Origin of the sequence: Frigidibacter sp. MR17.24, from assembly GCF_037095655.1 — a bacterium.
Classification (GTDB): Bacteria; Pseudomonadota; Alphaproteobacteria; order Rhodobacterales; family Rhodobacteraceae; genus Frigidibacter.
In genome coordinates this window covers 1-11,243 of sequence record NZ_JBAWKE010000020.1, presented here as the reverse complement: position 1 = coordinate 11,243, position 11,243 = coordinate 1, and the positions used below count along the sequence as shown (strand labels likewise).

Below are 11,243 nucleotides of genomic sequence, written 5' to 3'. Positions count from 1 at the left end.
CGACGCGCTACGACAGATGCCCGAAGGTCTTCCTCTCGGCCATCGCTCTCGCCGCAACCGTCCTCTTCTGGCTATGAGTCCTGAGCCTAGCGCTGCGCCGCCGCATGACCGCTTCTAGCCCATTGCGGTCACTTGCCAAACGATGTCTTGTCAAATGGCAGACTCACTGGGAGCGGCACCGTGAAAGCCTTGGCTATCGTCGATATGCAGATGGGGATGCAGATCCGGATTGCGGAGGGGAGGGATTGCGTCAATCCCGAAGCGCCTGCGCGTGTTGGCTCACTTGTCGAAGCGTTCCGCCAGAAGGGTCTGCCCGTTATCCATGTCCGCCACAGAGACAAGGACAGAGCATCCATTTTCCACGCCGATGCCGCAGGTTATCCGCCGTTGCCTTGCGCGGAAGCATTGGATGGTGAGCCGGTTTTCGTGAAGCATACGTCGTCGGCTTTTGCCTCGACCGATCTGGCCAATTACCTTCGTGGACGAGGTATCACGGAATTGATCGTAGTGGGTGCCGTGGCTGGATTTTGTATCAATTCGACCGTTCGCGCCGGGGCTGATCTGGGATTCAATATGACTGTCGTCGAGGATGCCGTGATCGGATTTGATCTGCCGAGCGCAAAGCAATCAGCTCGCGTTATTTTCGACGTAACGATGGCCCATCTTGCGGCTGACTTCGCTTGCGTTACGGATACAGCCACGGAGCTGAGCGCATAGAGCCTGTCAGCTTCGTCCGCGCTGCCGACCTTGAATCGTTGGAAGCGCCGCGGCAAGGCCCGAACGGCCGCTTCGGTGAAGCCGCGGTGCGGCGCCCACCAGGACAGCGAAGGCCCGCTCTGGGCCGATCGTGCGGATTGAGGCGCTGGCCGAGAGCCAAGAACAAAGTCTGCTTTCGGCACACCGCAACATCTGACGGCCGACGCTATGCTGCGCGCGTGATCGAGTGGCCGCTTCCGTGAATGCGGCCTCGCAGCGAACGCGCCTGCCCACCGGCAGCTATGGGCTGGCAGCGGTCCAATGCGCCTGTGACGCGAAGAAGACCCGGGCTGCCCTGAGTCTGCCGCGCTCCACGCGCTTGTTGCTTGGCCACTGCTTGACCTCCCGAAACATTGGGGCGGTTGTTCTGGTCCTGTTTGCTGCGTGACGCGCCGGGCCGGTTCCTCTATGCCGCATACGGCCACGAAGGCCGCGGCCCGCCAAGCGGAAGAGCGCGTCGACGGCACCAGACAGCACGAAGGTTTTCTATGGCCGCCCAGCCCAAGCTGCATCCACGCAATCAGCACCAACAGGGTTATGACTTCGAGAGCCTGCTGGCGGCATCCCCCGAACTGGCGGCCTTCACGGCGCGAAACCCGCGCGGTCGGATGACAATCGATTTTTCTGACCCGGAGGCTGTTCGCATTCTGAACCGTGCGCTCCTGCGCACCCACTACGGCGTGGGCTTCTGGGACATTCCGCCGAGCTACCTCTGCCCCCCGATCCCCGGCCGGGTCGATTACATCCACCACCTCGCGGATCTGCTGGCCGAGGCGGATGGTGGGCGGATACCGCAGGGCCCCCGGATCAGGGCGCTGGACATCGGGACGGGCGCGAGCCTCGTCTATCCGCTGATCGGGCGGCATGCATATGGCTGGGATTTCACGGGCGTCGACATCGACCCGGTCTCGATCGCATCGGCACGGCGGATCGTGACGGAGAACGCGCTCGACATCACGCTCAGGCGCCAAACCGATCCGATGAACATCTTCCACGGCGTGATCGGGCGCGACGACATCTTCCACGTCACCCTCTGCAACCCGCCGTTCCACGCCTCGCCCGAGAAGGCGGACGCAGGCAGCCGTCGCAAGTGGCGCAACCTCGGGAAGGGCAACACCGGCATGCTGAACTTCGGCGGCCAGAATGCCGAGCTGTGGTGCCCGGGCGGCGAGATCGGCTTCATCGCCCGGATGATCGAACAGAGCGTCGACTTCGCAGACCAGTGCCTGTGGTTCACCTCTCTGGTGTCCAGGAAGGACAGCCTCAAACCTCTCACGCGGTTGCTGGCCAGGGCGCGGGTCGCCGAGACCCGGATCGTCGAGATGGCTCAGGGCCAGAAGGAAAGTCGATTTCTGGCTTGGACTTATTACGCCAAGGATGAGCGCTCCTTGTAGCCGGACCTCACTTGGCCCGATCTTCGTCTGAGCTCCGTGAATGCGGAAGCCGTCCGCGGGTCGGGGAACACTTGGGTAGGGCGCAGGCGTGCTCGCGATGCTTCGAGAACCGACTTTTGTGCTGGGCCCATCCACTTCATCTTTTGCCGTGGCGGAGCATCGCGCGCCCGCAGGGTTTGGCATCACGCTTTGGCGAGAGCACCAACGACAACGGCCGGTGCAGGGATGCACCGGCCGTTTCGTGTGTGGTTCGGAAGCTCTTGGGTGATCAGGCGCTCTGCGCGCTGTCGGTTTCGGATGGGGCGCGGACCGGGCGCTTGTTCGCCTGCTGCGCCAAAGTGGTGGCCTCGAGCGCGGCAGCCGCCGCGGCCGCGCGCCGTTGCGCCTCGGTGCGGGCCGTGTCGAACTCGGCCCGTGTCACGCATTTCAGCTGGATCAGCGCGGCTTCCGCCTTCTTGCTGATTTTCGGAACCGCCCTGACCAGCAGTTCATGGCGCATCTCTCCGGGAAAGTCGTGGAAGCCGTCGAGGGTCGCCGCGCCCAGGGCGCGCTCGGCCAGTTCCTGCTGGCCGATGACGGCGGTGATGTAATCGCGATCCAGCTTCTCCTGCTTCAGGCGGCCGGCTTCGCGTCGTTGTTCAAGCGTGTCGAATGATGTCATGGGATACTCCGTGGGACATGATGCCCCGAACCACGAGGATCATGTCCGGTCGTCGCCCGGTTTCCGGAAACGACCCGGTGCAGGATTTTTCGCGAGGGGCGCTTCGGGCCGGTCCGTCGCGGGCTCGGACGCGGGTTTCAGCCCGAGCGCGACCTGAAGATCGGTCTCCGCGGAGGTGACCGCACGGTGTTCGGTGGCGACGGCCGTCTTCAGCTTTTCTCGCAAGGGTGGGGGAAGCTGCGCGAAGAGGGCCTCCTTCAGCCGGGCGACTTCGGTGAGCACGCGGCTGGCGGCGGTCTCGATCTTCTGCGCCCTTTCCGCCCGTGCGGTGGCATCGGCGCGCAAGCGTTGTGCGAGCGCCAGCATCCGCTGATAGAGGCGAATGGGGAGCGCCTGCTGGTCCTTGAACTCTTGCCTCACGTCCGGAGATCTCTCGACGATGGCCTGCGCCAATGGCTTCGCCTCGAGGCTCGCCACATCCGGTCGGCCGAGAACCACCTCGATCACCGTCTCTGCCGCCCGGACCTGACGTTCCCGTGCGGCGACCTCCGCCTCGCGTTTCGCCTTCGCCTTGCGCCACGTCTCGTCGATGAGTTGCTGCCGCTGCGCCCGTTCCCTTTGCTCGCTAAGGGCTTGACGCAAAGCCACTTCCTTCTCGGCCGCGGCCTTCTCGCGCTCGACCAGTTCCGCGGCCTTCTTCTTCTGCCGCAGCTCCTCCTGCCGTCGCCAGACATGCGGTGGCACATGCTGCGGCGTGTTTGGCGCGTCCGCGCCCCTTGCCTCGGCTTCCGCAACCGCCTTGATCCAGGGCTCGCCACGGGTCAGGCCGAGCGCTTCAAAGAACTTGCCCACGTCATCCTGCGCCTTCTCGTAGGAGGCGAGCAGCGGATGCGAGGTCGGCTGGATCAGCCGCTGCCGGCCGCGGGTGCCGGTGGTCTTCTCGGTCCAGGGCACGATCACCGCATGGATATGCGCGGCTGTCTCGTCGTGATCGACGCGGGCCGTCACCACGCATGCGCCAAAGCGCCGCGTCAGCCAGTCGGTCGCCCGCGCGGCGAAGGCCGCCTCTCGCTGCGCCTTGACCGTCAGGTCGACCTTCTCGTCATCCGGCCGGTCCGATCCCTCGAACCAGCGGTGGTTGACGGTGAGGATCACCTCCCGCATCGGGCCGCCCTCGCAGTCGGCGCGCCATGGATCCGCCGGGCCTTCGCGATAGCGCCGCTGGGCCGCGCTCTTGCGCTTCTGGGCCTTCAGCGCCTCGATCTCGGCCACGAGGTTCTCGCCGCGCACCACGTCGATCTCGGTCAGGAGCGGCCCGATCCAGTCGGCCGGGCCGATCAGGCGCCGGTTCAGATGGGTCCGCGTGGGGTCGCAATGCAGGCTGCCGCGCCCGAGGCGTTCCTCGTGCAGGCGGTAGCGGCTGAGCTTCGCGGCGCTGATCGCGGCGAAGCGCAGGACCACGGGATAGCGGGCGGGGGCGGAACGGGCCAAGGCGACACTCCCTGTCTCGGCTGGGAGGTCGGGAGGTCCGGTCGTTCGCCCGGGCGCGGAAACGCGCGGGCCGCATTTCTTCGCCCGTCAGATGAGGCACCGCGCGAGACTTCAGAGTCCGGGAAGGGATGGAGGGGGTTTACTCACTAGTCTTTCCGCACTCCGGGCCTTGGGGCCCTCCGTTCGGAAAGACGCTCGCCAGGGGCACGGCCCCTGGACCCTGGTCCCGCCTGGCGGCGGGCCCGAGGGGAACGCCATCCCCCTCACCCCCGGGCAGGGTGTCGCTCGCCGCGCCCTGCACCCCATGGCGTCCTTCCGACGGACCGGGAGGGCGTGCCACCCCTCCGGCCACCCCGGGTCGGGACCGCTCGCCGCCTGTCCCGACACCCTTTCCGGCGTCCTTCCGACGGACCGGGGGAAGACGTTCTGCACTCTCCCCCCAACCGCTTCGCTGGCCCCCCGCTTGCGCCCGGGGAGCGTTGGACACCTCCCCGAACCCCTCCGTCCCGAAGACGCAAAAGGATCAGGGTTTCAGCTGCGCGGTCTTGGTGACGCGCAGCCGAAGCCCTGATCCCAAAACGGATAGAAGAAGCGCGCGTCGACCCATCCCCCTCACATGGAGTTCGTCGATGTTTGACGCATTCACCCCGACCGCCGAGACGGTCTCGACCCAAGTTGCCATTCCGGCCGCGACCGAAGATGCCGCGCCGAACTGGCGCGCGGCATTGAAGCCCGGCGACATCGTCGCTTTCCGCTTCCCCGATCAGGACGCGCCCGACCCCGAGGCGCAGCCCAAGGTCCGCCCGGCGCTCGTCATGCTCCGCGACAAGACCGCCGACGGCGCGACCGTCACGCTGGCCTTCGGCACCACGCGCGGCGCATTCCGCTTCCAAGACTACCCGTATGACCGCCGCTATGGCGTCGGTGTCTGGTCGGTCGCCGAGATCGAGGCCGCGAACCTGCACCGCGCCACCGGCTTCGCCTGCGAGCGGCGGATCACCGTTTCGCTCGACGATCCCCGCTTTGCCGCTTCGAAGCGCGGCACGCCGGTGATCGGCACGCTCGGTGCCCGCACCCGCGAACGCTTCCTGTCGGTCCTCGCCCGCATCATCGCCGAGCGCGACATCGCCGCCTGGCACCGGGCCGAGCGCCTGAAGGAGATCGTCGTCGCCGGTCGCCGGGTCGAGGTCGTCCACCGCCGCAAAGGCGAGCGCATGAGAATGACGCCGCCCATGCCGACCCTCGCGATGCCGTCGGAGGTGCGCGCATGAGCAGCGATCGCACGCTTTTCGAGTACCTTCCGAACAGCTTCAGTGGCGCGAACACGCATCGGCACCTGGTGATCACCAACGTGCCCCGGCCCTCCGACCAGAGTCGCATTTGCGATCTCTACGCGGATGGTCTGGAGGCCTTGGACACCATCCTCCTCGCCTTCGCCGATCTCACGGGACAACAGCAGACCTCGCTCGCGGGACCTGCAACGAGGCTGCACGCCCAGCTCGACGCGAAGACGCTCCTCGACGAGGAGGTCTTCACCGAGCTCGACGAGCTGATCGCCCGGATTGGGGTGCCCGAAGCCGAGGACCGCCCGCTCCAGAGGATGCTGGAGTTGGCGCGCGAGGCCCGGCGCCTCGCGAACCGCGTGGCCTACCTGATCGCCGCCGAGTGCGAGATCGCCACCCGCTTGCCGAAGCCCGGCCAAGCCTGATCGGCGCGCACGGGCGGCAACGCCCGTGCCCATCTCCTCAAGGACATCCTCAAATGCAAAAGCACGATCGCTTCGCGATCCGGTGGCCGGCCGTTCTGGCGAACTCGGTCACCGGCGGGTTCGAGCGGGTCGACGTCATCGCCCCTACCTCAAAGGTCCGCGACGATGTCGTCGCAGAACGCTTGGCGAAGCTCGGCGGCAGCTGGATCGCGACGCCCCATCCGCCTTACGCGCTGCGGCCGTTCCCCCTCGGCAATCGCCCGATCTCGGTCGAAGCCGGAGAGGCCATCCGCGCCACGATTGCCGACATCTGTCGCGTCGTTGGCATCGGCGGCGGCAAGCACCTCGAGGTTTGCCCGCTCGGCTGGCTCAGCCCGCTCATCGCAGCCGTCACGGGCTTCGCGAGCCTGACGGCAGAAGACAAGCCTCTCCGCCCACAGATTCTCGCGCTGCTGATCACGCAGTACGAGCCGAACCTGCTCCTCGTCGCCAGCGGCCCGGGTGCCGGGCGCGCCCGCGCCGAGGGCATCGCAAAATGGTTCGGCCTCAGCACGCAAGATCGCTGCATGCTGACGGGCATGCCGGGCGAGAGGCAGCTGATCAAAGGAAAGCCGATGACCCTGTCTGGCGCTGCGATGGTGCTCGCCAAGAACGAACCCGACCGGCTGCACCAACTGATCTACGGCAGGTCGGCGCGGCTGGCCGCCTGAAGCGGCGGGCGGACAGCAGTCCCATGCGTTTGCGTGCCTGACATTCCGAGCGCTGTCCGCAGAAAGCCGGTGGTCGCGAGAGGCCCTGACGGTCGCCCGAACCAGAAAAATCAAAAATCCCGAAAAATCTGTCGCCCGGCGTTTCCGCGCGCCGGGAGACGGTCGCACTTGGAAATCATACCGCCACCACAACCGACTGGAAGACCGCCCATGTCCCTGCCTCTCGCCCCGAACGCCGTTTCCTACGAGACCGTCCCTCTCGATCTCGTCGCCGCCAATCACAACGGCTGCGACCCGATCGCCGCCAGCCTGCTGCTGCGCCCGCTCGTCCAGCTTCTTGCCCAGGCCGCCGTCCGCCGGGCCGCGCAGACACCCGCCAACGACAACCGCGCCCCGTCGCAGATCTGATCGGAACCTGACCATGATCCCCCGCCGCGCCGCGATCTACGCCCGCTACTCCTCCAAGCTGCAGAAGCAGACCTCCATCGAAGACCAGATCGCGGAAGCCGAACGGTTCTGCGACCGCGAGGGCTGGACCGTCGTCGCCCGCTTCGCCGATGCCGAAGCCTCCGGCCGCCGGATGGTCGGGCGCGATGGCTTTCTGGAGATGATCGCGGCTGTCGAACGCAACGAAGTCGACGTGGTCATCATCGAGGCCGTCGCCCGTTTCTCGCGTGACGTCGTCGATGGGCTGACCGTGTACAACATCATGGCCCACCAGCATGTGGAGCTCTATTCGCTGCGCGAGGGCCGGCAGAACTTCCTCAACGTGATCCTGAACCTGCTCGGCGCCCAGCAGCATGCGGCGAGCATCGGCCAGTACACGCGTCGCGGAATGGGTTATGCTCTGACGCGCGGCATCCTGCACACCAGTGCCTACGGCTATGACCGGGTCGAGCCTGTGCCTGGCCTGGATGGGCAGACCCCGACCGTGAACCGTCGGATCAACGAGGCCGAGGCGGCGGTCATCCGCCGCATCTTCAGCGACTTCGCCGGCGGCCAGTCCGCGCAGGCGATCGCGCAGGCGCTGAACGACGAGGGTATCCCGAGCCCTGGCGGCTCGTTCTGGGACGCCCGGACCATCCGCGGCGACCGCGAGCGCGAGGAAGGGATCCTGCGCAACCGCCTCTATATCGGCGAGGCGAGCGTCAACCGTCGCAAGCGTAGCCTGCATCCGAGAACGCAGCAGCGCCGGATCGACCCGACGCCGCAAGAGGCGCTGACGCGCACCTTCCCCGAACTGCGGATCGTGCCCCAGGAAGTCTGGAACGCGGCCGCAGCCGAGCTGAAGCGGCGCGAGGATGCGGTCGCGGCCCGCGGCAATCCGCGCGCGGCGCATCAGTCGCGGACCCTGTTGTCGGGCCTTCTGATCTGCGGCTGCTGCGGCGAGCCCTTCATCATGGACAGTGCCACGAGCTACAAGTGCCGCCGCGGCCGCAAGAAGCTTTGCGAGAACACCCGCCCGATCTCCCGCCGCCGCATCGAGGCGCGCGTCTTCTCCCGCCTGCGCGCCCTGTTCGACAGCGCCGACCTGCGCCGCGCCTTTGCCGATGAGCTCAAGGCCGAACGGGCACGTCAGCGCAGAAGCGACCCGGAGGTCGAGCGGCGCGCGGCCGAGGCCCAGCTCACGAAGCTCAAGTTGGGCAGGACGCGGATGATGCAGGCGATCCGCGACGGCGCGCCCTATGGGATGGTCCGGGACGAGGCCGAGGCGATCGAACGCCAGCTGCAGGCGGTGAGCGAACAGCTCACCAAGCTGCGCCGACGGCGGACGCAGGTGCAGGAGCCGGCGCCATCGCCGGACCAGCTCTACGCCGAGATGGTCGCCGGCCTCGAGGAGATCCTGAGCGACCCAGCCCATGTCGATCAGGCGAACAGGATCCTGAAACAGATCCTGCAGCGAATACGCCTGACACCTTCCGATACCGCACCGCACGGCCTGGCTGCCGAGATCCAAGTGGATCTCGGCAGTTTTCTTTTGCGGACGCTGCACGACGAAGAGATGGCCGCTCCGCTACCGGAAGCGCGGGAACCGAGACACCGCCGGCTCTCGAGGGCCTGATTGCGGACAGGGTCACGGCCTGGGTGCAACGGTGCTCGAAGGATCGGCTCAACACCTTGGAACGCCCGCAGGCACTGGCTCTGAGAGCCCTGCGGCACGGCCGTACTGCAATGTTTACCGCGGCGCGCACGCCTCTGAGGACTGAGTGCAGAACCGCCCCTCCAAGCCGCGCGAGCACTTCAAACAACGCTCCGGCAAGGGGGGCTGCCCGCCCCCCGTCTCCGGCTTGCACCGGAGCCGCCCCCCGGGGATATTTGCCGCAAAGTCGAAGAGCTTGCCGGAGGCGCGCAGCATGGCCGAGATCCTGGTCGGAACCACCCTGGAATTCACCGGCGACCCGTTCTTCGAGGGGCCGGAGGCGGCGCGGATCACCACGCGCGGCGGGGTGCTGATCGAGGGCGGGCGCATCGCGGCGCTGGGCGAGGGCGCGGCGCTGGCGGCGGCGCATCCGGCGGCGGCGGTCACCGACCTGGGCGACCGGCTGATCTCGCCCGGCTTCGTCGACGCCCATGTGCACTACGCCCAGACCGCGATCATCGCGAGCTGGGGCAAGCGGCTGATCGACTGGCTGAACGCCTATACCTTCCCCGAGGAGATGCGCTTTGGCGCGCCGGACTATGCCGCCGGGGTGGCGGCGCGGTATCTCGACCTCGTGCTGGCCAATGGCACCACCACGGTGTGCAGCTATGCCACGATCCATCCCGGCAGCGTCGATGCGATCTTCGCCGCGGCGCAGGCGCGCGGGATGCGGGTCTATGCCGGCAAGACCTGCATGGACCGCAACGCGCCCGAGGGGCTGCGCGACACCCCCGCGCTTGCCTATGACCAGAGCCGGGCGCTGCTGGAGCGCTGGCACGGGGTCGACCGGCTGTCCTACGTGATCACGCCGCGGTTCTCGCCGACCTCGACGCCCGAGCAGCTGATGGTGCTGGGGCAGCTGTGGCGCGAGCACCCGGACTGCCTGATGCAGACGCATCTGAGCGAGCAGACCGACGAGATCGAGTGGGTGCGCGGGCTGTTCCCGCAGGCGCGCGACTATCTCGACACCTACGAGGCGCAGGGGCTTCTGGGCGAGGGCGCGGTCTTCGGCCACGCGATCCACCTGAACGGGCGCGAGCGGGCGCGGCTGCGCGAGGCGGGGGCGGCGCTGGTGCATTGCCCGACCTCGAACACTTTCATCGGCTCGGGGCTGTTCGACATGGGCGGGCTGAAGGCCGAGGGGCAGCTGGTGGGGCTGGCGACCGATACCGGGGGCGGCTCGTCCTTCTCGATGCTGCGCACGATGGCGGCGGCCTACGAGGTGGGGCAGCTGCGCGGCCGGCCGCTGCATCCGGCCGAGCTGTGGTGGCTGGCGACCTGCGGCTCGGCCCGGGCCTTGCGGGCCGAGGGACGCATCGGGCGGCTGGCGGTGGGGATGGAGGCCGACCTGATCGCGGTCGACCTCGCCTCGACCCCGGCGATCGCGCAGCGCGCGGCGCGGGCGGAGACGCCCTGGGAGGCGATCTTCCCGACGATCATGATGGGCGACGACCGCGCGATCGCGGGCGTCTGGGTCGGCGGGGTGCGCCGGGTCTGACGGGGCCGTGCGGCGGAGCCAGAGACATCAGTAGTGTGCGCAAAAGACGATAGAAGCATACGCAAACCCTGCCTGACAGGGGGGCTGCGGCTCAGCCTGAGCGGCGTCTAACTATTTTATTTCAATGTGTTATATGGGAGCTGACGCGATTTCTCGATCCTGCGGTGCGATCGTGCGCCAGAACCGACGCCGGTCGATCAACCTCGGAGCAGAGGCCCGACGGCTGCACGCTCGTAGATCTTGCGGAAGCGTCGCCTCCCGTCGCTGAAGGGCTCGATGCCGTGTTCGGCGAGGCGCTCATCAAGGCCATCCCACGAGAGGCGCAGGGCAAGGGCCAGTTCGCGGAAGCTGATGAAGCGCGCTTCGAAGGCGGCGAGATCCTGCGCCGAAAGCGAGACGATGGCGCGCCCGGCGCGCCGTCCCGTCCCAGAGGAGCTGGGTGACAGTCCACGCTTCAGCAGAACCTCGACCTCGTTGACCTCAAGACCCTTGCCGGCTGCGAGAATGCCGGGCGTCGTCATCTCGTGCCCCGGCGCTTGGCCCGAAAGATTGACGAGGATCGAGGCGAAGCCCTGCCTCAGTGCATGCTTGCCGACGCGCCCCAGACGGCTGTCCAAGACCATCTCCAAGATTTCGGCGAGCGGCTTCTCGAGGATCCGCGCCGTATCACCTAGATCAGCCCAGCCATGCATCGTCACATAGACGGCCTCGGCACCCGTCAGCAGGCGGTCGAGCCGGTGCCACGCCGCCTGCACGTCCCAGAGCTCTTCTCCGGCCTCGTCTCGGCGAGCATCGGCGTTGTTGCTCTAATCGGCTGAAGGCCGATCTGTCCCTTTCCCGCTCGGTCTTCAGCTCACGGCAGTGATCTCGGCGGTGCCGAGGGTG

At 67.3% G+C, this 11,243-nt stretch carries 11 protein-coding genes; 8 read left to right on the top strand and 3 right to left on the bottom strand.

Features of this window, described 5'->3' with window-relative positions; translation table 11 throughout:
* Positions 1 to 180 precede the first annotated feature (180 nt).
* Together V8J39_RS23290 and rlmF are read left to right on the top strand one after the other, a co-directional pair.
* A complete protein-coding gene (locus tag V8J39_RS23290; RefSeq protein WP_336463375.1) occupies positions 181 to 717 on the top strand; it encodes an isochorismatase family protein in 537 nt (178 codons plus the stop codon).
* A gap of 527 nt (positions 718 to 1,244) precedes the next feature.
* Positions 1,245 to 2,150 (top strand): 23S rRNA (adenine(1618)-N(6))-methyltransferase RlmF, encoded by a 906-nt coding sequence (rlmF, locus tag V8J39_RS23285; RefSeq protein WP_336463374.1) that lies wholly within the window; start codon positions 1,245 to 1,247, stop codon positions 2,148 to 2,150.
* Positions 2,151 to 2,418: 268 nt separating this feature from the next.
* On the opposite strand, the gene V8J39_RS23280 is transcribed toward rlmF, so the two are convergent.
* The gene (locus V8J39_RS23280; RefSeq protein ID WP_336463373.1) at positions 2,419 to 2,811 is read right to left on the bottom strand and encodes a hypothetical protein; all 393 of its coding nucleotides are present in this window, start codon (positions 2,809 to 2,811) and stop codon (positions 2,419 to 2,421) included.
* 39 nt (positions 2,812 to 2,850) lie between these two features.
* The gene (locus V8J39_RS23275; RefSeq protein WP_336463372.1) at positions 2,851 to 4,302 is read right to left on the bottom strand and encodes a plasmid recombination protein; all 1,452 of its coding nucleotides are present in this window, start codon (positions 4,300 to 4,302) and stop codon (positions 2,851 to 2,853) included.
* A gap of 479 nt (positions 4,303 to 4,781) precedes the next feature.
* Here V8J39_RS23275 and V8J39_RS23270 point away from each other — a divergent pair, with 479 nt between their 5' ends.
* From V8J39_RS23270 to guaD, 6 genes are all read left to right on the top strand, one after another.
* On the top strand, positions 4,782 to 5,573 hold the full coding sequence (locus V8J39_RS23270; protein ID WP_336463371.1) for a hypothetical protein: 792 nt from the start codon (positions 4,782 to 4,784) through the stop codon (positions 5,571 to 5,573).
* Positions 5,570 to 6,010, top strand: coding sequence for a hypothetical protein (locus V8J39_RS23265; protein ID WP_336463370.1), 441 nt, complete (start codon positions 5,570 to 5,572; stop codon positions 6,008 to 6,010). Before V8J39_RS23270 ends, V8J39_RS23265 begins: the two co-directional genes overlap by 4 nt.
* A gap of 53 nt (positions 6,011 to 6,063) precedes the next feature.
* Complete coding sequence (locus V8J39_RS23260; RefSeq protein ID WP_336463369.1) at positions 6,064 to 6,720, top strand: hypothetical protein; 657 nt, start codon at positions 6,064 to 6,066, stop codon at positions 6,718 to 6,720.
* A 210-nt stretch (positions 6,721 to 6,930) separates the two neighbouring features.
* Positions 6,931 to 7,128 (top strand): hypothetical protein, encoded by a 198-nt coding sequence (locus V8J39_RS23255; RefSeq protein WP_336463368.1) that lies wholly within the window; start codon positions 6,931 to 6,933, stop codon positions 7,126 to 7,128.
* Positions 7,129 to 7,141: 13 nt separating this feature from the next.
* Complete coding sequence (locus V8J39_RS23250) at positions 7,142 to 8,782, top strand: recombinase family protein (RefSeq protein ID WP_336463367.1); 1,641 nt, start codon at positions 7,142 to 7,144, stop codon at positions 8,780 to 8,782.
* 292 nt (positions 8,783 to 9,074) lie between these two features.
* A complete protein-coding gene (gene guaD / locus V8J39_RS23245) occupies positions 9,075 to 10,358 on the top strand; it encodes a guanine deaminase (RefSeq protein ID WP_336463366.1) in 1,284 nt (427 codons plus the stop codon).
* A gap of 197 nt (positions 10,359 to 10,555) precedes the next feature.
* Here guaD and V8J39_RS23240 read toward each other — a convergent pair whose 3' ends face one another.
* Positions 10,556 to 11,113: a hypothetical protein gene (locus V8J39_RS23240; RefSeq protein WP_336463365.1), complete on the bottom strand. Its 558-nt coding sequence runs from the start codon at positions 11,111 to 11,113 to the stop codon at positions 10,556 to 10,558.
* Positions 11,114 to 11,243: the final 130 nt, after the last annotated feature.

Bases quoted from the DNA above. Each gene is read 5' to 3' on its own strand.
- rlmF (WP_336463374.1), top strand. From the start codon at position 1,245: ATGGCCGCCCAGCCCAAGCTGCATCCACGCAATCAGCACCAACAGGGT.
- V8J39_RS23280 (WP_336463373.1), bottom strand. From the start codon at position 2,811: ATGACATCATTCGACACGCTTGAACAACGACGCGAAGCCGGCCGCCTG.
- V8J39_RS23265 (WP_336463370.1), top strand. From the start codon at position 5,570: ATGAGCAGCGATCGCACGCTTTTCGAGTACCTTCCGAACAGCTTCAGT.
- V8J39_RS23260 (WP_336463369.1), top strand. From the start codon at position 6,064: ATGCAAAAGCACGATCGCTTCGCGATCCGGTGGCCGGCCGTTCTGGCG.
- V8J39_RS23255 (WP_336463368.1), top strand. From the start codon at position 6,931: ATGTCCCTGCCTCTCGCCCCGAACGCCGTTTCCTACGAGACCGTCCCT.
- V8J39_RS23250 (WP_336463367.1), top strand. From the start codon at position 7,142: ATGATCCCCCGCCGCGCCGCGATCTACGCCCGCTACTCCTCCAAGCTG.
- guaD (WP_336463366.1), top strand. From the start codon at position 9,075: ATGGCCGAGATCCTGGTCGGAACCACCCTGGAATTCACCGGCGACCCG.